The following is a 25618-nucleotide window of genomic DNA, read 5'->3' on the forward strand; positions in this document are numbered from 1 at the left end:
CCGATCATGATCCATATCACCCTGCCCGATGGTTCATTGCGTGAGTACGATCAGCCGCTGACTGTGTATGAAGTCGCCGCAAGTATCAGTCTCGGGTTGGCCAACGCGGCGGTGGCCGGTCGAGTCGACGGCGTGTTGGTCGACTGTGGTTTCCTGATCGAGGGCGATGCCCGGGTCAGTATCGTCACGCCCCAGGAACCCGATGGCCTGGAGATCCTTCGGCGTTCCTGCGCGCTGATGCTGGCCATGGCCGTCAAGCAGCTCCATCCGCGTGCACAGTTGCGAGCCGGATCGTCGCTGGGTGATGGTTTCTTTTATGAGTTTGCTTTCCAGCGCTCTTTAACTCTGGCCGAGCTGCCAGTTATCGAAGCGCGCATGCGTGCACTGGCGGCGACCAACCATTCGATCCGCCGGGAAACAGCTCCCCGGGCGACGCCAGTCGAACGGTTAACGCTGTATCGCTTGGGGGATTTTGAAAGTTTTGCCGCAGGCCCGCATGTTCCCACCACCAAGGTGTTGCAGGCCTTCGCCCTGGATCATATTGGCGGCACCTCTGAGCAACGGATCTACGGCACATGCTGGTCCAGCCAACAGCAGCTGGACACTTGGCGAGCGCCGCCGCAGGTGATGGTCATGAACATCGATGAACGTCATAGCGCTTATGCGCACTCAGTAACCGAGACGCTGCGCCGCCGCGGACTGCGGGCCAACTCGGACCTGCGTAACGAGAAAATCAGCCACAAGATTCGCCAGCACAGCCAGAAAGTGCCATATCTGTTGGTAGTGGGAGAGAAGGAAAAGGAAGGCGGATTTGTCAGCATGCGCAGCGGCAGCGGAGAGAACTTCGGGGAGAAAGGGATTGAGGCGGTGTGTGAATTGTTGAATTTGCCGAAGACTGGAGGTGCCTGAGCGAATGCCTTCGCGAGCAGGCTCGCTCCCACAGGGATCGCGTATGACCTTGTGGGAGCGAGCCTGCTCGCGATGCTTTTAGGCCCTTGGCTTCACTGTGCCGCAATCCTGTCCCAGCCACACAGCGCGAGTATCGAGGCTACCCTTCTGCTGAATGCCGGTGGCGTTGAAGGTGCCGTTAACCTTGGTGGTGAACTCACGATCGCTGAGGAATGTGGCGACACCCGCACCTTGCGCTTTCGGACAGCTGAAACGGAATTTCCACTGGTTGCCGGTACGCTCGGTGATTTCCTGCTTGCAGCCCGATTGTGGGTCCGTCAGTGGAATGTTGTCGGTCTTCACCTGCTCAGGCGTCAGGCACGCCCGAATCCCTTTGCCGCCCATGGTGATACCCTGCTTCTCCAGCTGCGCGCGCTGTTCAGGGGTCATCTGACTCTGTATCTGGCCGAGAATCAGTTGCAGATCGGGCAGGTTCTGGTCATCGACCTTCATGTTGCTTGAAGTCATTTCCCACAAACCCGGTTGCAACATCTGCGCCTGAGCAGCCACAGGAAGTGCCAAACCAAACGCAATGACCAAACCCAGCAGACGAACGTTCATCGAGTAACTCCTGATCATTAGTGGCCGTTAGACGTCAGTCACGGGCTTCGGTTCATGGGCCAATTAAATAGCGACATTCTGCCCGGAACATGGTCTGTTAAGCATTGAATTCTTCAGGAGCAAGGCTGCCCCATGGATTATTTTGGACCGCATGTTTTCGGTTATCTGATCGCTCTGCTGCACACGCTGGGCTCGATTGCCGCCATCCATGCCGTATTGACCGTTCGGACCGCTCAAGGCTCGATCGCCTGGGCTCTGTCACTGCTGTTCATTCCCTACCTCACGCTTATCCCTTATCTGGTCTTCGGCCGCAGCACCTTCGATGGCTATATCAAGGCCCGGCGGCAAGCCAACGAGGAAATGCGCAAGGCAATCTCCGAGTTGAACTGGCGTCCCTGGGTAGAAGAGGCACTGGCTGCTCGTGCCTCCAGCGCCTACGCGTCCTTGAGGGCCATGCCGAAACTGGGACGCATGCCGTGCCTGGCAAATAACGAAGTGCGCTTGCTGATCGATGGCCAAGCCACCTTCGATGCGATTTTCGACGCCATCAGCAACGCCCGGCAAGCGGTGTTGATCCAGTTCTTCATCATCCACGATGACCGCCTCGGCCAACGCCTGCACGCCTTGCTGACGAAGAAAGCTGCCGAAGGCGTGGCGATTTACCTGCTCTACGACCGTATCGGCAGCCACTCCCTGCCCCATGGTTATGTGCAACCGTTGCGCGATGCCGGTATCGAGGTCAAAGTCTTCGCCACCCGCAGTGGCTGGCTCAACCGCTTTCAGGTCAACTTCCGCAACCACCGCAAGATCGTCGTGGTCGACGGGATTGTCGGTTTTGTCGGCGGGCTCAACGTCGGCGACGAATACATGGGCGAGAAACCACCCCTGGCACCCTGGCGCGACACCCACGTTAAAGTGCGCGGGCCGGTGGTGGCCTGCATGCAGGAATCCTTCGCCGAAGACTGGTTCTGGGCGGCCCGTTCGCTGCCGCCACTGATCCTGCCGGAGGTTTATCCGGATGATGGCGTGCTCTGCCAATTGCTAGCCACCGGCCCGGCGGATTCCTACGAAACCTGTTCGCTGTTCTTCGTCGAAGCCATCCATGCGGCGGCAGAGCGGGTGTGGATCACCACCCCTTACTTCATCCCCGACGAAGCGGTGTTCGCCGCGTTGCGATTGGCAGTGTTGCGTGGTGTGGATGTACGAATTTTGTTGCCGTCGCGGGCGGATCACCGGGTCGTCTACGCCGCTTCCAGCCTTTACGCCTTCGAAGCGGTACGTGCCGGTGTGCGCTTGTTCCGTTACCAGCCGGGGTTCATGCATCAGAAAGTGGTGCTGATCGACAGCGAAATCAGCGCCATTGGCAGCGCCAACCTGGACAACCGTTCGTTCCGGCTGAATTTCGAAGTGATGTTGCTGACGGTCGACAGTGCGTTTGCTGCCGAAGTGGAACAGATGCTCAACGATGACTTCGCCCAGGCTCACGAAATCGCCAAAGAAGAAAGCCGGGAGACCCACCGCCTGCAACAGATCGGCATGCGGATCGCCCGGCTTATTTCACCAATTCTTTAAGGGTTGTAAATGTCATCGCGGGTCCAGGGCAGTTCATGGCTGCCATCGGGATGGGCTTTCACCGCGAGGATTTGATGCAGGTTGATCCAGCCTCTGGCGAAGGCATAGGCGCACCCCGCCAGGTACAACCGCCAGATCCGTAAAGCCTGATCCGGCACCAGTTTGCCGGCAGCTTCCAGATTGTCTTCCAGGCGTTCGCTCCAGTGGTCCAGGGTTCGCGCGTAATGCAGGCGCAGACTTTCGACATCGACGATCTCCAGCCCCGCGTCGCTGATCTCGGCCGATATCATCGACAGATGCGGCAGCTCGCCGTTGGGGAACACATACTTCTCAATGAATTCACCAGCGCCGCGCCCAACCGGCCGGCCGTCGGTGTGCTTGGCGGTGATCCCGTGGTTCATCACCAGCCCGCCCTCTTTCACCGCACCGAACAGGATTTTGCAGTACTCGGCCAGATTGGCGTGGCCGACGTGTTCGAACATGCCGACACTGACCACCTTGTCGAAGCGCCCGTCCTGAGGCAGATCGCGGTAGTCGAGCAGTTGCAATTCGATCTGATCTTCCAGGCCTTCGGCTTTCACCCGTTCACGGGCCAGCGCCAATTGCTCTTTACTCAGCGTGATCCCGAATACCTTCGCACCGAACTCACGAGCCGCATACCGCGCCAACCCGCCCCAGCCGCAACCGACATCCAGCAGATATTCGCCTGGCTGCAACCGCAGCTTGCGGCACAGATGGCGAAACTTGGCTTGTTGGGCTTGCTCGAGGGTTTCACTGCCGGTCTCGAAGTAGGCGCAGGAATACGCCATGTCGCTGTCGAGCCACAGTTGGTAGAACGCGTTGGAAAGGTCGTAGTGGTAGGAGATGGCTTTGGCGTCGGTTTCCTTGTCATGAGCCGCGCGCACCGGTTGCGCATCTTCGTCTTCGTTGAGCAGCGCCTGACTCCATTCATCGCAGACACGAATCACATCGCTGATGGAGCCTTCCAGCTCCAGCTTGCCTTCGACAAACGCCGCCCCCAACGCGTCCAGGCTGGGATGGGTGAACTGGGTGACCATGTGGGGGTCCTTGACCACAATGGTGACGCTGGGCGTCGGCCCCAGATTGAACTCATGGCCGTCCCAGAGTCGCAAGCGAAGCGGCAATTGCAAATTCTGTAAGGCCGGTGGAAGTTGCGCGAGCATGAAAAGTCCCCCTTGTTTCAGACGTCAAATCTGAGGGTAGACCATCCTTGAAAAATAGCAGGCTATCGAATTAATAGCCTTTTTCTATTCCCGGTGTTGCCTGCAACACTGAAACCATCCAACGGGCGATCGTTGAAAATGATCGCCTTACCCTAGATGACTACAAATCCGGCACACAGTTCTGAAAAGTTGTAGACGCTCACACCTCATCCTTAAGCTTGAGTAGGGGTTCCTGAAAGCGTAGCAAACGCCCGGCATTCCCGAGCACTAATAACGTGCTCAAGTTATGCAACAGCGCGGCAATCATCGCCCCTGCCGCGCCGAGCCAGCCGAATGCGGCGAACGCGACTATGGCCAGGGTCCAGCCCAACCCGATGATCACGTTGACCTGCAAGGTCTGCCGACATTGGCGACTCAAGCGTACACAGGTTCCGAGTCGGCGCAGGTCGCTGCCGATAAGGACGATATCGGCCGAGGCCAGCGCGATGTCCGCACCGCCTGCGCCCATCGCCACGCCGACCACACCGGCCTTGAGCGCCAGGGAATCGTTGATGCCGTCTCCCACCACCATCGGCCGAAATCCGCTGCCGATTTCTTTCAGCACACGATTGAGTTTGTCCTCGGGCAAGGCTTGGGCTTCGACATCGCTGATGCCCACATCCCGGGCCAGCGTGTGCGCAACGCTCTGCCGGTCCCCAGTGAGCAACAGCTGACGACCCAAGCCCAGTTCACGCAACTCGCTCAGGGCAAACCGCGCCTCGGGTTTGACGCTGTCGGCGAGCAACAACCAGGCGAGAAATTCACCGTTGAGTGCCAGCCCGGCAATCGGGCCGTCGTGGTCGGGCACAGCTGAAGTGTCGATACCCAATTGCGCGAACAGCTCCGGACGACCGAGGGCCGCTTCGCCCTGCTCGGTCATCGCCACTACACCCAGCCCCTGACGCTCGTGAATATCAGAGAGCAGCAGAAAGTGTTCCTGAGTGACCAACCCGGCCAAGGCGCGGCTGACCGGATGACTGCTGGCGGAACCGAGGCTGGCGGCGAGCTTCAGTACGTGACTGCGATCCTCCAGCGGACTGTCGATGGATTGCAGGCGCAAGGTGCCGAACGTCAGCGTCCCGGTTTTGTCGACCACCAACGACGTCAGGTCAGCCAACTCTTCAAGGAACGCCGAACTGCGAATCAGAATCCCGTGTCGAGCCGCCACCGCCACCCCGGCAATGGCCGTGGCCGGGGCCGACAACACCAGCGCGCAAGGGCAAGCCGCTACCAATACTGCGAGCATTGCTTGCGCATCATTGGTAACGAACCAGGTCACGGCGGCCAGCAGCAACACCAACACCATGTAGCTGCCGGCATAGCGTTCGAGCAATCGCGTGATTGGCGGCTTGGAACGTTCCGCGCTTTGCATCAACGCGATGACTTTGCCCAGGGTCGATTCGTTACCGGTGCGGGTCACTTCAATGCGCAGCAGGCCATCAAGATTGATCGCCCCTCCGAACACCGGCATGCCCACGCCGGCTTCTATCGGCACCGACTCACCGGTAATCGAGGCGGTGTCGAGGCTTGCCTGACCGGACAACACCCGGCCATCCGCCGGCACTCGATCACCGGCACGCACCTCCACGAGGTCACCGGCCTTGAGTGTTCCGTTGTCGACTTCAACGACGGACCCGTCAGCCTGAATCTTGCGCGCATGGCTGCGAGTCAGTTTGCCGAGGGCATGAATCGCTTCCTGGGAACCGATTACGCTGCGCTCTTCCAGCACGTGACCGAAGATCATGATGATCGGTAGCAGAGCCGCAGTGAGTAGATCGCCTGTGGCCCAGGCGCCGAGCATGGCCAGGGCGATCAGTTGATCGGTGATCCCGTGCAGGCTCGGATAACGCAAGCTGTACCACGCCGAGCGCATGACCGGCACGGCCACCAGCAAGGAGGCAAAACCCAGCAGCAATTGGCTGACACCGGTCTGGTCCGGCGACAACCAGCGCCAGACCAGGCCCAGCACAAGCAACCCAAGCGCAAGCATGGCCAGGGTCAACTGGCGCGCGGCGCTACGTTGTTCAGCCGAGGACAACATGCTCGGCGCGGCGGCGGGTTGGGCAGTCATTGCGCAGCTCCCTGAATGATCAGGCGGGAATCGTCTTTCGGATCAACCGTGGTCACCGAGCCGGCCTGCCCGAGAATTTTCGGCATCCGTTCACGGTAAATACGCAGCAGCATTTGCGGGTCAGTGCCCTGCTGTTGCGCCTTGGCCAAACTCAGCACCGTGGCGGTGTCGGCAGAGGCTTTGGCCAGGCGTTCGCTGGCTTGGGCGTGAGCCACTTGCAGCGTGCGGTCGGCTTGTTCGTTGGCGGACTGAGTCAGCTTCTCGGCTTCAGTGCGCGCGTTGGCCACAGCTTTGTCGGCCTGTTGGCTGGCGGTTAATACTGCGTTGAACGCGTTCACCGCCGGGCCGGGCAGACTCGATTGCACATCGACCCGCGCCACTTCAATGCCCAACCCCTGCCCAGTCGCCGTCAGTTCGGCCAAGCGCTGATTGATGCCCCGCACCAGATCGCCGCGTAGACGTTCGCGGCGCTCAGCGGCCTGATTGTCGGCACCGATCAGTTCCGGTCGAGCCACCAGAATGGTGTCCAGATCTCGTGCGGCGGTGAGCGCCACGGCACTGCGCGTCACCAGCCGATCCAGCGCTGGCAGCACATGCTCACCCTGAAGAACGAAGGCATACGGTTCGGTGACTTTATAGAACACCCGCACATCCAGCTGCACGACGCCTGCATCACCGGTCAGCAGATAACCGGAGCCGGCGAGCGCATCGCTGATGGGCGTGGCGAAACTCGCGACTCGATCCGCCTGCAACGCGGCATCCGTGCGCAGCAGATTTTCCACCCGGCGCTCGATCACCCGATCCGCCGCAGGCAACAAGATTACCTGCTCAAACGGACGCGGCCATGCCAACAACAAACCGGCATTTTGAATACGATCCAGTGCGCCGAAGTGCAGCACCACGGCACGATTTTGCGGGTCGATTTGCCGCACATTGGAGAAGGCCCACGCCAACGCAGCCAGCACGGTCACGGCGTAAAGCGCCAAAAAAGCCAAGCGTCCGGCCTGAATCCAGGGGCTGCTCAACTCATGTGTTCCACGTGGAACTAAACTCATGGCTGCGACCCGGACTTGTTATCGAGCGTCGGTGGACCGTCAACCAACACCCGAAACGGTGCGGCATCAGTACGCAAAATCAGTTTGGTGCCCGGCGTGACGATGGTGCCCAAGGTGTCGAGAGAGCGCAGCAAGTTGTAGAGTTGCGGCGAACCGGCGTAGGCACGGCCGTAAATCTGCGCGGCTTCGACGCGGGATTGGGCTTCAATGTCCGCAGCTTTCACCGTCGCATCGGCTTGCACAATTCGCGCATCACGCTCGGCCGCAGAGCGAATTTGCGCGGCTTCGCGCTTGCCGATGGCGGTGCGTTCAGTGGCGATGGTTTCACGCTCGGCGCGCATACGATCGACAGTCGCGGTGAGCGTCACCGACGGCAGGGTTAAACGCTCGATGCCGACTTGCAGCACTCGCACACCATAGGTGGTGAGCAACTGCTGATCGATCTGCTGACGCAGCTGCGCTTCAAAATCGGCGATGCGCACTTGGTTGGCATCGGTGTTCACCAGGTTGGCCAGATCGAAACTGCTGGCGGTGGTTTCCAGCGCCGAGCCGACAAAGGTGCGAATCTGCCGCGCCGCTTCGTCCGGCTGGTTCTGTACGGCGCGCATAAAGCGTTGCACGTTGTCTGGATCACCCTGCACCTGCCAGGCCACGTAGGCTTGCACGATGATGCGCAGGCCATCGCGCGTACCCACATCCTGCAAACCGCTGGAGGTCGTACGCAGCCGCAGGTCCACCGGGATCGCCGCCTCGAACGGTGCCGGCCAACGCCAGCCAAGACCCGGTTCCAGCAACACCCGCGATGGATTGCCAAAGCGCGTGATGACAGTGGCTTCTCCCGAACGCACTTGCACCAGGCTCGCCGCTGCAATGGCAAACGCCACCAGCAACGCCGCCCAACCCATTCGCCGCCACGGGAAAGGGCCAGCTTCGTGTGGATCGCCGTGGTGATTATGGTGATGACCGTGGTGATGTCCGCCATGGCCGTGATCGTGGCCGGCGTGGTCATCGTGATCGCGATTGTGTGTAGGCGTCGGCTGGCTCAATGGACGGCTCCTGGCTGAACGGTATTACGCGACGACGCAGGATCAGCCGGCAGCGTGAATGTACGTAGATCGATGGTCGGCGCATTGCTACTGCCGCCCAGACGATGATCGAGAACCAGCAGCTTGGCGTTGGCCAAACCTTGGGTCAGTTGACTGAGGTATTGCTCCAACACAAAGGCCTGGCCGGCGCTGGAAAAAGCCTTTCGCTCGGCGGCAAATTTCAGGTCGGCGGCCTGGGCGGTGGAGTTGATTTCATGAGCACTGGCCGTGGCTTGATCGTAAGCGATGCTGGCTTGCAACTGTGCCTGGTTGGTCGCCTCCGCCGCGGCCCCGCGCTCACGGGAAATCAATGCCTGAGCACCAATCTGCGCCGCTTGCACGCCGTGATAAGCGTTGGCCGCCCCCGCTGGCGGGTGGATGGCCTCAACTACCGTGGCAAGAATTTCCACGCCGCTGTCGAGTTTTTGCAGGTCAGCCTGCACGGCGCGACCGATTTCTTCGGCGAGCCCTACTCTGTCCTCGCCGAGCAAACCATCCAGGGTTCTCGAAGCGAAATCGTGAACCAGAATCCGACTGGCGGTACTGCGGATCAACGTTGGCACGTCAGCGCTGTTGTACGTTGCGGCCAGCGCCGCCTGATCACTCAGGCCGATGCGATAGACGAAGCGCACATCCATATTGACGATCTGAAAGCTCTGTTTGTCGGCGCGGCTGCTGGCAATGACTTGGGATTTGTCGTTCACATGGCTGGCGTCCCACAAGCGATTGGCAATCGCTGGTGCCGGGCCTTCGGCTGGTTCGGCCTCGACCGGTGCTGACGTTTCGCCCACGCTGGTGGCCAATTCGTGGACCACACCGTTTTCGACGCTCAGCACGCGGCCCAGCGGCCACGGCAAACCGGCGTGTAAACCAGGACCGAAAACTTCCACCGGTTTGCCGAAACGCTCATAGATACCGCGCCCTTGCAGCGCAATTTCGTGAATGCCGGTGAGCGACCAACCGACGATAGCCACCACCGCCAGCACCGGCAAAAACGCCCGACGCATGTAGGTGAAGGCCCAGATTTGCCGCAGATCGATACCGAAGCGGTTGTGCAGTTCGTGCTGCAATGCGAGCAGAGGTTGCGGCGGCCAGCGCAGCATGTCGGCGACGAAGCTTCGTGCCAGCAAGGCCGGTTCCAGCTGTTCACGACGGGGACTGAACAGCGACAACACGGCCCGCAGCAGCAACTCGACGGCGACCAGCCCCGGCAGCAAGCCGATCAGCACCACTAGACGCACCGGCCAGACCGATGTTTCGCTGCCGAACAACAAACACAGGGCGCTGAGCACCAGGCCAATAATCGCCACCCGCGTCAGCTGCGCCAACGGCCCCGCTTCGGGCCACTGGGCGACGTTTTCCTGCGCCAGTTGCCGCTCCAGCACCAGCAAACCGAAAGCCAGCAGCAACGACAGCGCGGCGCCGACACTGGCCGACAACCCCAGCGCAGCGGGCGGCAAGGTCAGATTCCAGACTTGCTCGATGCTGTACAACGTCAACAACGCCCAGCCGCCAAGCCAAAGCGTCGGTGCACCGATCTGCCCCAGCAAGCGCAACCAACGCTGACTGATCCGGTCCAGCAACCGCTCGTACCAGCCTTCACCGGCAACGACTTCCTCAGCGACAACCACCGGCACTAACACAGCCGGATTCATCGCTCTTGCGCGCCATTGCGTCACCCACCATGCCGATTGCAGGCCGGCGACCAGCACCAGCAAACTGGCGCTCTGATTGACCAGCAGCGCCGCCCACAACGACTGCGGCGTAAACAGACCGACAAAAAACGCCAGCACCAGCCCTGCTGCAGCCAAAGCACCCAAACCGATTGCGACCTGCCGCAATCGACGTCCTTGAACGACCGCCTGCTGAAAGCGCGGCAGTGCTGCTATTTGTGCCCCATCGCCATCGAGATCGACTTGCATACCACCCCAGCCATCGCTCACATCACAATTCGTTACGATATAACGAAAGTGGTGAAATATTCGTCGTAAATCGCTCTATCTAAAAGCGCTGACCCTGTCGCCAAGCTGAAGCCTTGACCGAAATGGCTCGAAACGCACATATTACGTTCGTAATTTTTATCGAAGGCTACTTTTATCGATCCTGCACCCTTTCATCAGGAGTACCACTATGAGCACCTATGACGTCGTGATTCTGGGCGCAGGCCCCGGCGGTTATAACGCAGCGATCCGCGCCGGCCAGCTGGGTCTGAAAGCGGCGTGCGTGGAAGGCCGCGCCACCCTGGGAGGGACCTGCCTGAATGTCGGCTGCATGCCGTCCAAAGCCCTGCTGCATGCCTCCGAACTCTACGACGCGGCCATGGGGGCGGAATTCGCCAACTTGGGGATTGAGGTCAAACCCGTCCTCAACCTTGCTCAAATGATGAAACAGAAAGATGAAAGCGTTACCGGGCTGACCAAAGGCATCGAGTTTCTGTTTCGCAAAAACAAAGTCGACTGGATCAAGGGCTGGGGCCACTTCGACGGGCCGGGCAAAGTCACGGTGACCGACAGCCAGGGCGTCAAGACCGAGCTGAGCGCCAAGGACATCGTTATCGCCACCGGCTCCGAACCCACTCCCCTGCCCGGTGTGGACATCGATAACAAACGCATCCTCGACTCCACGGGCGCGCTGTCGCTGGGCGAAGTGCCCAAGCACCTGGTGGTGATCGGTGCCGGGGTGATCGGTCTGGAGCTGGGCTCGGTATGGCGGCGCCTGGGCGCTCAGGTGACGGTGGTCGAATTTCTCGACCGGATCTGCCCCGGTGTAGATGGCGAAGCGGGCAAGACCCTTCAGCGCTCATTGAGCAAGCAAGGCATCAGCTTCAAGTTGAGTTCGAAAGTCACCAGCGCCACGACGTCGGCGAGCGGTGTTCAGCTCAGCATCGAACCGGCCACGGGTGGCACCGCCGAGTTGCTTGAAGCCGATTATGTGTTGGTGGCCATTGGTCGACGCCCTTATACCCAAGGCCTGGGGTTGGAAAACGTCGGTCTCGCCACGGACAAACGCGGCATGCTCGCCAATAAGGGCCACCGCACCGAGGCTGCTGGCGTCTGGGTGATCGGTGATGTCACGTCGGGGCCGATGCTCGCCCACAAGGCCGAAGACGAAGCCATGGCCTGCATCGAGCAGATCGTCGGCAAGGCCGGCGAGGTCAATTACGACTTGATCCCCAGCGTGATCTACACCAAACCGGAGTTGGCCAGCGTCGGCAAGACCGAAGAACAGCTGAAGGCCGAAGGTCGTGCCTATAAGGTCGGCAAATTCCCCTTCACCGCCAACAGCCGAGCGAAGATCAACCATGAAACCGAAGGCTTCGCCAAAGTATTGGCCGATGAGCGCACCGACGAAGTCCTCGGCGTGCACCTTGTGGGCCCCAGCGTCAGTGAAATGATTGGCGAATATTGCGTGGCCATGGAATTCAGCGCCTCGGCCGAAGACATCGCCCTGACCTGTCATCCACACCCGACCCGCTCCGAAGCCTTGCGCCAGGCGGCAATGGATGTGGAGGGCATGGCGACGCAGATGTAGAAAGATCAAAAGATCGCAGCCTGCGGCAGCTCCTACGCAGGCTGCGATCTTTCACTTTTCAGCTGGGCAAATGCTCCAACGGCAGTGCCCCCGGCGTCTTCACCGTGTGAATCGCAAAGTTACTGCGGATGTCGCTCACACCCGGCAATTTCAGCAGTCGCCCGGTGAGAAAACGGTCATAGGCGCGTAAATCCGGCACCACCACTTGCAGCAGAAAATCTGATTCCCCTGACACCAGGAACGCCGAAATCACCTCAGGCAATGCCGTCACGGCCAAGCGAAAGGCTTCGGCCTGTTCATCGTTGTGTCGTTCGACCTTGACCCCGACAAACACTGTCAGCCCAAGGCCCACTTCATCTCGATCCAGATTGGCCTGATAGCCGCGAATCACTCCCGCTTCTTCCAGCATCCGTACCCGACGCAAACAGGGCGAGGCGGACAAACCGATTTCGTCAGCCAATTGCACGTTGCTCAGGCGACCGTCCCGTTGCAGCGCCGCGAGAATCTTGCGGTCGTAAGCGTCCAGTTTCATGGTTTGGCAGATCCCGATGGTTCGATCATCACAAAATGGCAGGTTATGCCAAATATCGAAGCTTTAGAAGCTGACTACGCAACCACCTGCCCTGCTCTTAAGCCATAGACTGATCCCACCAAATCGACAACGAATGGGGTGCAACATGGCAGGACTCTGGCTGTTTTTCATGGCACTGGCGGTGGTGTACCTGTTGCCCGGCCCGGACATGATTCTGCTGTTGCAGACCGGCGCGCGTCAGGGCAAAGGCGCGGCGTTGGCCACGGCGTTGGGGCTGGGCATAGCGCGTGGTTGTCATGTGGCCTTGGCCGCGTTGGGTTTGGCGGCGCTGTTCAAGACGGCGCCCTGGACTTTTGATGTGGTACGCCTGGTTGGGGCCGCGTACCTGCTGTGGATCGGCATTCAGTGCCTGCGCGCCACGATGCTGCCGAGCTTGAACGGTACAGACGCAACGACCGAAAAACCGCATTGGCGCGAGGCGATCCAACGCGGCTTGCTGACTAACCTGCTCAACCCCAAGGCGCTGCTGTTCTGCTCGGTGCTGTTGCCGCAGTTCATCGAACCTCACGCCGGGCCAGTGCTCGCGCAATTTGCAACGCTGGGCGTGATGCTGGTCGGTGTCGGGTTGTTGTTCGACAGCGCCTACGCGCTGGTCGGCGCAGCGCTGGGCCGCTGGCTGCAACGCAGTCCATCGGCCCAGCGGGTGCAGCAGTGGTTGTTCGGCAGCCTGTTGATTGGCTTCGCGGTGCGGCTGACCTTTGTGCAGCAGGCCTGAGCGTTACCGCGCTTTACGACGGCGGCGGCTGATCAGCAGCAAAGCCGCCGCCGTGATCGCTACCACACCGCCGATCTGCAATGGTTTTTTGTAAGGCCGCAGAACGGATCGCGCAGCGTCGGTGACCTGAGTCACATAACGCTTATCGGCGCTCTGGAAGTCTGGATCCTGGCATTGATGACCGAAATCACCGGCCCAGACCACATACGGTCCCTCCTCTACGTAACGACGGTAGAACGCACTTTGCTCTTGCAGGCTGGTACCCCACGTTGAAGCCTTGCACAGCACTGAAGCAAACGCCTGACTGGTATGAGGAAGGTGATCAGCGGCCTTGCTCGCCAGGGCTGTGGCGATATAACGGTAATGGAAACGTTCATCCGGTTGCGCCACCGTGGCTTGCCGACGCTGCACCTCACCCTCGGCTATCAGCGGTCCGACCTTGAGATCGGGAGACTCCAGACTGTAATTGCCGCCGAAGGTCGCGTAATCCGGCGCCATTTCGTAGCCCAACAACTCCATTCCGTAAAAACGGGCCAGTGTCGCTGCATGGTAGTAAGCGAATGCCCGTTTGGTCGGCCACCACTTTGATTCGGCGTCGTTGCGCAACTCCCCGTACCACTTGGCCCTGGCCTGCAAGACAGCATTATCGAAATACCCTGGTGCTTCGTCATAACGCCCTTCACGCAGCAGGCGCCGCCCGAGCAAATTGCGCAGGTTCGCAGCTACCGACAACGGCACATAATTGTCGCGATCCTGCTGGGTGAGCGGCGGCGGTGCGGGCACCTGAGTGTCGACGTACTGCTTGAGTTCATCGAGGGTCAGCACCCGCTCGGCAACGGTGGCCGCGTCGTACCAGTAAATGTTTTGGCTGCGATAGAGCTGATCAAAGGCTTGCAGATAATCCCCGCGTTGCAGGGCCAGGATCGCGCTTTCGCCGTCGACCCGGCACTTGGGCTGCACCGTTTCGTAATCCCAGTCCGGGGTCCGTCGTTCGCCCCAGGACTCGTTCTGCGGGAAGGCCTGGGCTGCCTTGGCATACGCCGCGGCGGCAGCGCTTTTGTCGCCATCACGCAACGCGAGTTTCGCCCGCAGCCACCATGCGAGACCACCGTCACCGGCCTGTTCGAGGAAGGCTTTGGCACTGGCGTAATCGCCCTGTTGATAATTCATCGCCGCCAGGCGATCCGCGTTATCCAGGCTGCCGCGGGTGCTGTTTTGCAGCAACTTGATCAGTTTCTGTTCGCTTGGCGGCTGATCACCGAATGACCAGCCCAATCGACTGATCAACGACGCCGTCACCAGTTGCTGCACCGCTTTGCCCTTGAGCAACACGGCCAGTTGATCGTCGGGCATTGCCATCAGATCAGCCATCAACAACTTCAACGAGCTGTAGCCCACCGCCGAGCCGTGGAGGTTCTGCGTGGCATAGAGTTCGATGGCGCTATCCCAATCGCCAGCGGTGCGGGCCACTCGCGCTTCTTCGCCGAGGCTGGCAACACCCAGTTCCAGCGGGTCGCTGAAGCCGTCGATACTCAATTGACGAGTCTGCTCGAAAGCCTTTCGAGATTGAGCCAACAGGTCGGGGCCCGCGCCCGCCTCTGAGCTCATGGCAAACAGTGCCCGCCCCAGCGAGTAAGCCGCCCAGGTACTGCGCAACGCACGTTGATCCGCCGGCAGCGCCAACACCTTCTGAAAGTATTCGGCGGCCAAACCATGGTCACCGGCATTGAACGCCACAGCGCCCGCCAGATAGAACATGTGCTCGGTCGGCAGGCTCGTGCCTTGCTCTTCAACCTGACGGGCATCGGTCAGGCTGCGCAGCTGTTTAACCAGCGCTTGCTGCTCAGGCGTCAGACCGGCCTGTTCGGCGGTGCTCCGCTGACCCGTGTAATCCGGCGCATCGCCGTAACCGTCCCCCGGAATGTTGGTGGCTGCGGTTGCATTTTTCAGTCCCGCGATGGCATGCCCGAGGCGGCTGATCTCAAAGTTGAAGTTGCCTTCCGGCAGTTCCGCCAGCGACTGGCCACGGTTGTCCAGCAGCCGCATGGGGAAGTCCGGCCCGCAGGCCAGCGCCGAACCCAATGGCAGGCTGAGGCTCAGGCAAAGCACATGGCGGGGCCAGTTACGGGTGAACATTCGAACCTCCTTGATCAATAGTTGCGCAGCGTGCCCAACCGATGGCGCGCTGCCCGCCGGCGGGGATTCGACCCTCGCGCAGGCGGGTGAAGGTAAGCAGATCCGGGCGTTGTTGCAACGCATAACCGGCCAATGCATCGGCGCCATCGCAGCCCTGCACCGCCAGTGTCAGGCGTTCGGGCCAGGCGCTGTCGAGGTTGCCTTGGTTGCTGACGCTGATGTCGTAGAGGCCGTCCTGCGCCGAGAGCTTCAGCCCCACGCGGCTGTCGAGCATATCGCCACGCGCCACAGCGATTAGCGTCGTCAGGCTCCAGGCCCTGCGATCATTGGCCAGCGGCAGGCGAAACCAGATCAGCCCGGCCAGATGAGCCGGTGAATCGGCGCGCAACTCGGCGCCGAGTTTGCTCAGTTGCAACGGGTCCGCCAGTAACTCCCGGCGTTTGCCGCCCCGCTCGATGGGCACTTCACTTTCCACGACCGGCGCACCACCGGCCCCCGGCAACAGCGCCACGCCATAAGCCGGCAGCGCCAGATAAAACGGTTTCGAGGTAATACGGCTCCAGGCCTTGGCCCACTTCCGGGCCTGATCCGGGTCGAACAACCCACGCCGTGGATCGCTCACTGCATGCACCTGCAAGACGCTGCTGTCGACTGTCGCCAGCAGCGCCGGCAATTCAGGGCTGTCGAGCCAGGCCGGCAACGCGGTGATGCTCAGTGGCAAGGAGGCCGGCAGAAGAGCGCGTAGATGCGTGAGGAATTCGCGGTAGGCCGGTAGCCGGGCATTACCTGCATCGTGGTCGATTTCTACGCCGGAGAGGATCAGCCCCTGCCCTTGCCAATCGCTGAGCACCTGCTGGATTTGCGCCGTGACCTCGTCCTGATCCAGCCCCTTGAGCTGGCCATCCAGACGAATCACTGCAATCAGCGGCCTGCCATCACGCTTGAGCAGCGCCGGATCAATCCGCGCCCGGCTCCAGCCAGCCTGCGGAAACGCCTGCAAGGCCAGCACGCGCAAGGTCGAGAAGTCCGCACGGCTGTCGCGCAGCGCGGCCTCATGGGCGGGCGTCCATTGCCGTTGCCACACATAGAGTTGCTGATCGAGCGGCGGCGCGTCCGGTCGCTCGCAACCGTTGAGCAACACCGCTGCCAACAAAACGATCAAGCGTGTGAAAAAAACCATGAAAAACCTTATCCCTGAAATACAAAAAGGGCCTCTCAAGGCCCTTTGTCGCTCTGCTCGTTACCCTACTCAGCCATTGGCTTGCGGGCAATGATCACCTCACTTTTCGGTACCACCCGCTACTGGAAGAGAAATCCCTGTCCTACACCTAAACCTGCGGCGCCGGACTTTTGTGGCGAGCGAGCTTGCTCGCGCTGGGCTGCGTAGCGGCCCCAGGATTCTGGCAATCTATTGCAGAATTTGTGAGTGCTGCGCACTCAAGCGGGAGCAAGCTCCCTCGCCACAAAAGCCATTCCCGCATTGGGTCAGTTGTGTGGCGCAGGTTTTGGTATGGCAACGTTATCCAGCATCCGGTTCACCGCCAGTTCAGCCAGCATGACGATCTGTTGAATCGCCATCGCCGTTGCTTTGAACATGGTGAAACTCCATTCGAGGATTGGAGTTCGCCAACACTGCGACCAAGCAGAAGGGTGGCGAACCGTACGCGGGTTGGTCAACCAGGGAATGGAACCCGGCAGGGCCTAAGCCCTCCCACGCACAGCTCGCCATGAAGCAAGCATAAAAGTGCGCCATTCTAAACTTGGGCGACCAAACCCGATCACTGAATTTGCAGCGACCCCCAAAGCCTATCCCCCCGACTTCTGACACGACAACCGCTAGAACTTGTCGGAATCGTCCTTCAGAACAGCCAAATCTGTAGGATATTCGCAAATGTTTTCAGGCCAGCCGAGATCAAATGTGGGAGCGGGCTTGCTCGCGAAGGCTGTTTAACATTCAACATGGAAGTTGCCTGACACACCGCCTTCGCGAGCAAGCCCGCTCCCACAGGGGATTTTCTGTGTTGTCTGGTTCAGTTACAGATCCAACACCAAAGGCCGCGAACCCTGCGCCGGCACCGCACAACAAATCAGCACCTCTCCAGCGTCCGGAACCTCCGCAGGGGGCTGTGGATAATTCACCTCTCCGCTGATCAGGCGGGTCTTGCAGGTCCCGCACGAGCCGCCGCGGCAACTGAATTCCGGGCGCAGGCCACGACTCTCCGCCAGCTCCAGCAAACTGCCGCCGTCCGGCTGCCAACGTGCTTCTTTGGCCGAGCGCTGGAACACGACTGGCACCGAAACGGTGGCGGCCGGGGGTTGCTCGATGACCACGGCGTCCGGATCAGGCTTGCGACGCAGCGTCGACGGCCCAAAGGTTTCGGCATGAATCCTTGAGTCGCGGATGTCCAGATCCCGCAGACTGTCGTACAGCCCCTGGGTAAAACTTCCCGGGCCACAAAGGACAAAATCCACTTGCTCGTAGTCTTCCACCTCGAGAATCGTCTTGAGCAACTCGGCGTCTATGCGACCCGTCAGGTCATAATCTTCACCCTCGCGGGCGTCGGGTTCCGGCTGGCTGAGCAAACGCAGCACGCGCACCACGTCACCGAGGCCGTCGAGCAAGCGATCCAGCTCAGGACGAAACGGCTGATCCGCCAAAGTCCGCGAACTCTGAAAGAACCACGTAGGACGGATGCGCCGCGTGCGCAGGCCTTGATAAACAACCTCACGCACCATCGACAGCAGCGGCGTGATGCCGACGCCGGCGGCCAATAGCACCAGCGGCCGACGCTCATTGGGTGCCACGGTGAAATGCCCCTGAGGCGCACGGGCTTCCAGCAGATCTCCCACACGGATCAGTTCATGCAGATGCGATGACACCACCCCGTCACGCTTAACGCTAATGCGGAAAAAATCGTCGGACGGTGCACTCGACAGGCTGTAAGTCCGGATATGTATTTCGCCGCCAAGATTGAACCGCAAAGGCAAATGTTGCCCGGCCTGAAACACCGGTAACCCGGCGCCATCGGCAGGCTCCAGATAAATCGAACGAATGTTGTGGCTTTCCTGTTCGATGCGCGTCACGCGCAGCGGCCGCCAGCGATCCCCCAGGGCCTGGGCTTGCAGGCGTGCGTTCGCCTGCGCCCAGGTGCCGGTCAGCAAACTGGTGGGTGACACGCCGTCAAAGCGCCAGCGCAAGGCCAGTGCCGCGGGCCGCCGCACCACGCGCTCCACTTCGAATGTCCACAGCCGCTCGGCCCCTTGAAAGGCTTCGACCTGCGGGCCTTCGAGGATGATTTGCGTGCGACCGCTGAGCTGCAGCAGATCGCCCGAATCGAAATCGATGAACAGCAAACCGGCTCGAGGATTGATCAGCAGGTTGCCCAGGGTGTTGAAGAACAGATTGCCGGCGAAGTCCGGAATGGTCAGGCGATTGCCCTCTACATGGACGAAACCGGCCTGACCACCCCGGTGAGAAACGTCCACCGAGCGCTGGCCATCGACGTCCACATAACTGGCGACAAAGAAGGTATCGGCGCCGGTGATCATGGCTTTGGCCGCGTCATCCAGCCCATTGAGGTGCTGCGCAATACGGGTCGCCGGATCCGCCAATGGCACCGAGCGAAACTGGCGCAATTGAATGTATTGCGGGCAATTGCCGAAAGACTGCTCCACCTTCACCTCGAAGCCGCCCGCCGTCACAGCGCCGACTCGACCATTGAGGCGGTTGCGACGTCGGGTGTGCAGTTCGATACCGAGCAGACCGATCGCCGCTCCCTCTTGCAATTGCGCAGGGTCGTCGCTGCCAGGCAGGCTGCCGAACTGCAACAGCGTGGGCTCTGGCGAATGGGCAAAGCCCGGCGCTCCTTCAAGAATGCTGGCCCAAGGGTTGCCGTCAGCATCCACCGCGCCGTACAGCATGAACGGCAGTTGCTGATAGAACGCGCGGTGCTGATCCGGCATCTCGCTGCGAATCACCCTACGACCTAATGCGTCCATTCGCTCGACGACACCCACGTGAGCCTGCAACTGTTTCTCGCCTGCGTGCCAAGGTGAACGTTCCATAACGGCTTCTCCCCTGCGCTCCTCGCGCAATAAGAACGGCCCGACTGAATCGGGCCGTGAGCATCAGGCAGTTTTTTGCAAACCGGCGACGGTGCGCGGCATGCCGACAAATCCTGGCAAGGCTTCAATCCGCGCCAGCCAGGCACGGATGTTGGCGTAGTCGTCCAGCGACACATTGCCTTCGGGTGCATGGGCGATGTAGCTGTACGCGGCAATGTCGGCGATGGTCGGCTCGCTACCGACCAGATAGGGCGTTGCGCCCAATTCCTGATCAATCACTTTGAGCCAGGTGTGGGAGTAAGCGATCACCTCTTGCGCGTTGTAAGGCGCACCAAACACGGTAATTAGTCTTGCCCTGCCAGGGCCAAAGGCAATCGGCCCGGCGGCGACCGACAACCAGCGCTGAACCTTGGCTGCCCCGACCGGATCGGTTGGCAGCCAGTGGCCGTTGCCGTATTTCAACGCCAGGTAGACCAGGATCGCGTTGGAGTCGGCCAGCACCACGCCTTGATCATCAATCACCGGAACCTGACCGAACGGGTTGAGCGCCAGAAAATCCGCTTGCTTGTGCGCGCCCTTGGCCAAATCGACGAAGATCAGCTCGGTCGGCAGTTGCAACAGCGACAGCATCAACTCCACACGGTGAGCATGGCCAGAGCGGGGGAAATTGTAGAGTTTGATGGCTTGCATGGTCGACTCCGCTGGGTAGTGGCGCCATTCAGGAAAGATCAGCGCCGATAGGGGGCTATCTTCCATCCGCAACCAAAACAACAGAATAACCAGCAAACGCAATCAATTATTTCACCCAGTGCAATAACCCTCAGTCGTGCAGGGCTGGGTGTTCGCGCAGTACCTTCACCGCGAAGTCCACAAAACTACGGACCCGCACCGGGGCTTTGCGCCCACCCTGGTAGACCACATGAATGGGCAATGGCGGCAGTTCGAAGTCAGCCAGAACGATTTCCAGCTCACCGGCGGCGACCTTGCTCGCCACTTGATACGACAGCACTCGGGTCAGTCCCAGTCCCATGGCGGCGGCAGTAATAGCAGCCTGATTGGCTGTGACCACAAGACGCGGTTCCGGACGAACGCTGATCGGCTCTCCCCCGTCAAGGAACGGCCAGCTTCTGTGCTGACCGATGGACGAGGTAGCGATGATCGGGGCTGCGCTCAAATCTGCAGGATGGCGAGGCCGACCATGGTCGGTCAGGAATCCAGGGGAAGCGCAGATCACCCGCCGCACTTCGCCCACACGAATTGCATGCTGATTGCTGTCCGGCAACTCACCGATGCGCACAGCCACATCGATGCCCTCCTCGACCATGCTCACCACCCGGTCGACCAGTAGAGCGTTGATGCTGACTTCAGGGAATTGAGTCAGGTAACCGACCATGACCGGCGTGACGAACAAATCGCCGAACAATACCGGCGCCGTGATCGTCAGTTGCCCACGGGGTTGGGCGTGGCTCCCGGCTGCTGAATCCTCGGCTTCCTGCACCTCGGTGAGAATTCTCCGACAGTCCTCCAGATAACGCTGACCCGCCTCGCTCAAATGCACGCTGCGGGTGGTACGCGTCAGCAACTGGGTGCCGATGCGTTTCTCCAGCGCCGCCACCGCGCGGGTGACGCTGGCCGCCGACATCCCCAAACGCCGCGCCGCCGCCGAGAAGCCTTGCTCCTGGGCGACGGTGGCGAAGACCTGCATTTCCTGGAAGCGGTCCATGGATTAACTCCTGAGCACTGAAAAACGCGAGGCCGACAGCTCCCGATTGGACCTGGATATCGCTGGAAGAGGATGAGCCGTGCAGTTTTACTGGCATTCTGATTATTGTGACGTATAACCCTGAACGTTCACGCTTTCAATTGCTGAGACCGTATCCAGATGCCCTCCATCTACCAACTTAAACCCGCCTTCCAGAATCTGTTGCGACCGCTGGTTCAGCGACTGTTCGATAACGGTACCACCGCCAATCAAATCACCGTTCTGGCCGGCGTCATTTCGGTCGTGACGGGCGTCGGGATCGCCTGTTTCGCCAATCACCTGTGGGTATTTCTGCTGATTCCCGTGTGGATGATCCTGCGGATGGCGCTGAACGCTATCGACGGCATGCTGGCCCGGGAATTCGGCCAGCAGTCGCGCCTCGGCGCCTACCTTAATGAACTGTGCGATATCGTTGCCGACAGCGCGCTGATCCTGCCTTTTGCCCTGATTCCCGACGTGAGTGTGTTGATTGTGCTGTTGGTCACGCTGCTGGCATTGTTCAGCGAGTACAGTGGCGTCCTCGGGCCGATGGTCGGCGCATCGCGGCGTTATGACGGCCCGATGGGCAAGAGCGATCGCGCGTTTGTACTCGGCGTCTTGGCCACCGGCATTGCCATCGGCTGGATCAGCGCGTTGTGGATTAACGTTGTGTTTGCGGTGGTCGCCGTCCTGCTGGCTTACACCTTGGTCAACCGGGTCCGTCTGGGCCTGAAAGAAGTGCAGGAAAACGCTCCCTCGGCATAAGGCCTCAGCGTAAGGCTCCCCAAGCATAAGGAAAGTGCAATGCGTGAAACTCAGAATCAGACCTTCACTACCCACGACGGCGTTGAATTGTTCTACCGCCATTGGCCGGCCACGGCGGGTAATCCGGGCGAACCGCGCAAGGCTGTACTGCTGTTTCATCGCGGCCATGAACACTCGGGGCGCATCGCCCATCTGGTGGATGAACTGGACCTGCCAGCGTTCGACTTCTTTGCCTGGGACGCGCGCGGCCATGGTCAGTCGCCGGGCGCTCGCGGCGACAGCCCGAGTTTCGCCACCAGCGTGCGTGACGTGCAGACGTTTTGCGATCATCTGAACGCGACCCACCAGATCGACGAAGAGAACATGGCCGTGATCGCCCAGAGTGTCGGCGCGGTGATTGCCTCGACCTGGGTCCACGACTATGCACCGCGTATCCGCTCGCTGGTGCTCGCGTCGCCCGCATTCAAGGTCAAGCTCTACGTACCTTTCGCCCGTCCGGGCCTGGCGCTGATGCGCACGTTTCGCGGCAACTTTTTCGTCAACAGCTACGTCAAGGCCAAGTTCCTCAGCCACGACCCGGAACGCGTCGCCTCCTACGACAGCGATCCGCTGATCACCAAGGCGATTTCGGTGAATGTGCTGCTCGGCTTGTATGAAGCCGCCGACCGTGTGGTGGCCGATGCGCAGGCGATTCAAGTGCCGACCCAACTGCTGATTTCCGGCTCGGATTTTGTGGTCCACCGCAAACCCCAGGAACAGTTTTTCGAACGTCTGGGCAGCCTGAAAAAGGAAAAACACATTCTCCCGGGCTTCTTCCACGACACGCTTGGGGAACGCGATCGCGCCGTGGCCGTAGCCAGCGCCAAACGCTTTATCCTGCAAAACTTTGAATACCCGCTGGACCGGGCCTCGTTGCTCGATGCCGACAAGATCGGCCTGACCTGCGCCGAATCCGAATCCCTCGCCGCCCCGCTGCCGCACAACTCGTTGCGCGACCTGTACTGGCGCATGACCCGTGCCAGCATGCGCCTGGGCAGCCGGCTGTCTGACGGGGTGAAGCTGGGCTTCGACACCGGTTTCGACTCCGGCAGCACCCTGGACTACGTGTACCGCAACCAGCCCACCGGCAAGGGCGGGCTCGGGCGGATGATTGATCAGAACTACCTGAACTCCATCGGCTGGCGCGGTATTCGCCAGCGCAAACTCAATGTCGAAGAGTTGCTGCGCCTGACCATGGCCAAGCTGCGCGAAGAAGGCCGACCGGTGCGCATCGTCGACATCGCCGCCGGTCACGGCCGCTATATTCTCGAAGCCTTGCAAGGCGTCAGCCCGCTACCGGAATCGATACTGTTGCGCGATTACAGCGACATCAATGTACGTGACGGTGGTGCGCTGATTCGCGATAAGGGCCTTGGAGACATCGCGCAGTTCGTGAAAGGCGACGCGTTCGACCGCGCCGACCTGGCGGCACTGGACCCAAAGCCGACGCTGGCGGTGGTATCCGGGTTGTATGAACTGTTTGCCGACAATGCACTGGTCGGCGGCTCTCTGGCGGGCCTGGCCGAGGCCGTGGAGCCCGGTGGCTATCTGGTCTACACCGGTCAGCCCTGGCACCCGCAACTGGAACTGATCGCCCGCGCCCTCACCAGTCACCGTCAAGGCCAGGCTTGGGTGATGCGTCGGCGCAGCCAGGCGGAAATGGATCAACTGGTGGAAGCAGCGGGTTTTCGTAAAATCACCCAGCGAGTGGATGAATGGGGGATCTTCACCGTGTCCCTCGCGCAACGGGTGCAATGATGGGGGCTGCCCCGAGAGAGCCGGGTTTGCTGAAACCCGCCGTGCTCTGGTTGCTGGTGCTGGCACCGCTGTTTTTTGCCAGCTACGGCTTTGCCACGTGGGTCACGGCCCAGCGCAGCGATGTCGACACCTTCGTTTTCGATTGGGAAACCGCCATGCCCTTCTGGGCCTGGACCATCGTCCCCTACTGGACGATTGATCTGCTGTACGGTTTTTCGCTGGTGCTGCCCGACAGTCGCCATGAACTCAAGCGCCACGCCTTGCGCCTGCTGAGTGCTCAAGTGATCTCAGTCAGTTGTTTCCTGTTATGGCCGCTGCGCTTCACCTTCGAACGGCCTGAACTGGACGGAGTGTTCGGCTGGCTGTTCGCGGTGCTGGCCGGGTTCGACAAGCCGTTCAATCAGGCACCGTCGCTGCACATCGCCCTGCTGGTGATTTTGTGGGTGATGTACCAACGGCACACGCAAGGCCTGTGGCGCTGGCTGGTGCACGGCTGGTTCGCATTGATCGGGATTTCGGTGCTGACCACTTATCAACATCACTTTATCGACTTACCCACAGGCGCCCTCGCCGGCTGGCTGTGCGTGTGGTTGTGGCCGCTGGATCGGCCCAGCCCCTTGAGTAGTCTGCGGTTGGCCAAGGATCCGAAACGCTGGCGCCTGGCCCTGCGTTATGGCATCGGTGCGGCGATATTCGCCATTCCAGCCTTTGGCTTGGGCGGCGGATGGCTGTGGCTGATCTGGCCCGCCGTGGCGTTGCTGTTGGTGGCGCTCAATTACACGCTGCTGGACGCCACCGGGTTTCAGAAACGTGCCGACGGCCGCCTTAGCCCGGCCGCCCGTTGGTTATTTGCACCTTACGTGGCAGCGGCGTGGATCAACTCACGGCTTTGGACCCGCAAGCATCCACAGCCCAATGAGGTTGTGGATAACGTTTGGCTCGGCAGGCTTCCCGACGCTGAGCAGTTGGCGCCGTTCAAAGCGGTGGTTGATCTATGCGCTGAGCTGCCGCTCAACCCGAGAGGCCGCGCCTATCAAAGCGTTCCGATACTCGACCTGACCGCGCCCAGCGCTGAGCAATGCCTCGCTGCCGCTCAGGCCATTGAACATCTGCGCCAGCAAGGTCCATTGCTGGTCTGCTGCGCTTTGGGCTATTCACGCAGCGCCACTGCTATCGCGGCCTGGTTGCTGCACAGCGGTCGAGCGACCACCGTCGATGCCGCCGTGGCGATGATCCAGGCCGCACGCCCGCAAGTGGTGCTGCATCCGGCCCATCGCCAAGCCCTGGAGAGTGCCTATGCCGGTTGATATGGAACTGCACGTGGTCGCCAGCCTGCTGCGCCGGGGCCGCACCCTCGATCAGTTATCCACAGGGCTGACCTTGCTGGGTGTGTTGTTCGGCCTGCTGCAACTGCTGCTGATCACCCCGACTGCGCCGTTCTTGATCCTCAGCGCCTGGCTGATCATCCTCGGGCTATGGCAAAAATACTGGGCGCTGCGGGTGGCCTTCGACGCTGACCTGTTTACCCTGATGGCCCGCGACGCTGACACTTTGTCAGACCGCACTCAAGCCCTCGATCAGGCCCTGCAAAACCTCGGCCTGCAACCGGCCAACCGTGCCGGCCGGCCCTGGATCGAACGTCAGCGTGGGGGGCTTAAACTGCTGCGTAAACAGGCTGTCCTGCTGGTCGCCCAAGTGCTGCCACCATTGGCTGTCATTCTGGCCAGCCCTTGGCTGCCTTTCGCTGGATAAGGAAATCGT

At 60.7% G+C, this 25618-nt stretch carries 20 protein-coding genes and 1 pseudogene; 8 read left to right on the forward strand and 13 right to left on the reverse strand.

What is annotated here, in order from left to right; genetic code table 11:
• Nucleotides 1-6 precede the first annotated feature (6 nt).
• Complete coding sequence (locus AB7M29_RS03000; protein ID WP_217856969.1) at nt 7-909, forward strand: His/Gly/Thr/Pro-type tRNA ligase C-terminal domain-containing protein; 903 nt, start codon at nt 7-9, stop codon at nt 907-909.
• A 78-nt stretch (nt 910-987) separates the two neighbouring features.
• On the opposite strand, the gene AB7M29_RS03005 is transcribed toward AB7M29_RS03000, so the two are convergent.
• Complete coding sequence (locus AB7M29_RS03005) at nt 988-1509, reverse strand: DUF3617 domain-containing protein (RefSeq protein ID WP_454246300.1); 522 nt, start codon at nt 1507-1509, stop codon at nt 988-990.
• 132 nt (nt 1510-1641) lie between these two features.
• Here AB7M29_RS03005 and cls point away from each other — a divergent pair, with 132 nt between their 5' ends.
• A complete protein-coding gene (gene cls / locus AB7M29_RS03010; RefSeq protein WP_052966051.1) occupies nt 1642-3081 on the forward strand; it encodes a cardiolipin synthase in 1440 nt (479 codons plus the stop codon).
• Here the strand turns inward: cls and cfaB are convergent.
• The 5 genes from cfaB to hflK (AB7M29_RS03035) all read right to left on the reverse strand — a co-directional run bounded on the left by cfaB (nt 3078) and on the right by hflK (AB7M29_RS03035) (nt 10437).
• Nucleotides 3078-4265, reverse strand: coding sequence for a C17 cyclopropane fatty acid synthase CfaB (gene cfaB, locus AB7M29_RS03015; RefSeq protein ID WP_217856970.1), 1188 nt, complete (start codon nt 4263-4265; stop codon nt 3078-3080). The two genes, cls and cfaB, sit on opposite strands and share 4 nt — an antisense overlap.
• Before the next feature lie 199 nt (nt 4266-4464).
• On the reverse strand, nt 4465-6375 hold the full coding sequence (locus tag AB7M29_RS03020; protein WP_454246301.1) for a cation-translocating P-type ATPase: 1911 nt from the start codon (nt 6373-6375) through the stop codon (nt 4465-4467).
• Complete coding sequence (gene hflK / locus AB7M29_RS03025; RefSeq protein WP_217856972.1) at nt 6372-7430, reverse strand: protease modulator HflK; 1059 nt, start codon at nt 7428-7430, stop codon at nt 6372-6374. The genes AB7M29_RS03020 and hflK (AB7M29_RS03025) overlap by 4 nt, the downstream gene beginning before the upstream one ends.
• Nucleotides 7427-8476 (reverse strand): protease modulator HflC, encoded by a 1050-nt coding sequence (hflC, locus tag AB7M29_RS03030; RefSeq protein WP_454246302.1) that lies wholly within the window; start codon nt 8474-8476, stop codon nt 7427-7429. The genes hflK (AB7M29_RS03025) and hflC overlap by 4 nt, the downstream gene beginning before the upstream one ends.
• On the reverse strand, nt 8473-10437 hold the full coding sequence (gene hflK, locus AB7M29_RS03035) for a protease modulator HflK (RefSeq protein WP_454248694.1): 1965 nt from the start codon (nt 10435-10437) through the stop codon (nt 8473-8475). Before hflK (AB7M29_RS03035) ends, hflC begins: the two co-directional genes overlap by 4 nt.
• A gap of 208 nt (nt 10438-10645) precedes the next feature.
• On the opposite strand from hflK (AB7M29_RS03035), the gene lpdA reads away from it, so the two are divergent.
• Nucleotides 10646-12046 (forward strand): dihydrolipoyl dehydrogenase, encoded by a 1401-nt coding sequence (gene lpdA / locus AB7M29_RS03040; RefSeq protein WP_454246303.1) that lies wholly within the window; start codon nt 10646-10648, stop codon nt 12044-12046.
• Between the two features lie 58 nt (nt 12047-12104).
• On the opposite strand, the gene AB7M29_RS03045 is transcribed toward lpdA, so the two are convergent.
• On the reverse strand, nt 12105-12578 hold the full coding sequence (locus AB7M29_RS03045) for an Lrp/AsnC family transcriptional regulator (protein ID WP_052966045.1): 474 nt from the start codon (nt 12576-12578) through the stop codon (nt 12105-12107).
• Nucleotides 12579-12723: 145 nt separating this feature from the next.
• On the opposite strand from AB7M29_RS03045, the gene AB7M29_RS03050 reads away from it, so the two are divergent.
• Entirely contained in the window at nt 12724-13353 is a 630-nt protein-coding gene (locus tag AB7M29_RS03050) for a LysE family translocator (RefSeq protein WP_217856975.1), read from the forward strand.
• Nucleotides 13354-13356: 3 nt separating this feature from the next.
• Here the strand turns inward: AB7M29_RS03050 and AB7M29_RS03055 are convergent, their stop codons facing one another.
• From AB7M29_RS03055 to AB7M29_RS03080, 6 genes and pseudogenes are all read right to left on the reverse strand, one after another.
• A complete protein-coding gene (locus AB7M29_RS03055) occupies nt 13357-15489 on the reverse strand; it encodes a hypothetical protein (protein ID WP_454246304.1) in 2133 nt (710 codons plus the stop codon).
• A complete protein-coding gene (locus AB7M29_RS03060; protein WP_454246305.1) occupies nt 15476-16669 on the reverse strand; it encodes a DUF3142 domain-containing protein in 1194 nt (397 codons plus the stop codon). The genes AB7M29_RS03055 and AB7M29_RS03060 overlap by 14 nt, the downstream gene beginning before the upstream one ends.
• A 305-nt stretch (nt 16670-16974) precedes the next feature.
• Nucleotides 16975-17073 (reverse strand): annotated as a pseudogene (locus AB7M29_RS03065) (DUF6124 family protein); the annotation flags it as partial.
• 450 nt (nt 17074-17523) lie between these two features.
• Nucleotides 17524-19554: a pyridoxamine 5'-phosphate oxidase family protein gene (locus AB7M29_RS03070; RefSeq protein WP_454246306.1), complete on the reverse strand. Its 2031-nt coding sequence runs from the start codon at nt 19552-19554 to the stop codon at nt 17524-17526.
• 63 nt (nt 19555-19617) lie between these two features.
• Entirely contained in the window at nt 19618-20244 is a 627-nt protein-coding gene (locus AB7M29_RS03075) for a glutathione S-transferase family protein (protein WP_217856979.1), read from the reverse strand.
• 130 nt (nt 20245-20374) lie between these two features.
• The gene (locus AB7M29_RS03080) at nt 20375-21277 is read right to left on the reverse strand and encodes a LysR family transcriptional regulator (protein ID WP_454246307.1); all 903 of its coding nucleotides are present in this window, start codon (nt 21275-21277) and stop codon (nt 20375-20377) included.
• Between the two features lie 159 nt (nt 21278-21436).
• On the opposite strand from AB7M29_RS03080, the gene AB7M29_RS03085 reads away from it, so the two are divergent.
• Genes AB7M29_RS03085 through AB7M29_RS03100 form a run of 4 tightly spaced genes read left to right on the forward strand, consistent with a single transcriptional unit; the run spans nt 21437 to nt 25609 of the window.
• Nucleotides 21437-22060: a CDP-alcohol phosphatidyltransferase family protein gene (locus tag AB7M29_RS03085; RefSeq protein ID WP_123720110.1), complete on the forward strand. Its 624-nt coding sequence runs from the start codon at nt 21437-21439 to the stop codon at nt 22058-22060.
• A 39-nt stretch (nt 22061-22099) separates the two neighbouring features.
• On the forward strand, nt 22100-23857 hold the full coding sequence (locus AB7M29_RS03090; RefSeq protein WP_454246308.1) for a bifunctional alpha/beta hydrolase/class I SAM-dependent methyltransferase: 1758 nt from the start codon (nt 22100-22102) through the stop codon (nt 23855-23857).
• A complete protein-coding gene (locus AB7M29_RS03095) occupies nt 23854-25164 on the forward strand; it encodes a phosphatase PAP2/dual specificity phosphatase family protein (protein ID WP_454248695.1) in 1311 nt (436 codons plus the stop codon). Before AB7M29_RS03090 ends, AB7M29_RS03095 begins: the two co-directional genes overlap by 4 nt.
• Nucleotides 25154-25609: a hypothetical protein gene (locus AB7M29_RS03100; RefSeq protein WP_217856983.1), complete on the forward strand. Its 456-nt coding sequence runs from the start codon at nt 25154-25156 to the stop codon at nt 25607-25609. Before AB7M29_RS03095 ends, AB7M29_RS03100 begins: the two co-directional genes overlap by 11 nt.
• Nucleotides 25610-25618: the final 9 nt, after the last annotated feature.

It is taken from the genome of Pseudomonas sp. F-14 TE3623 (assembly GCF_053629015.1).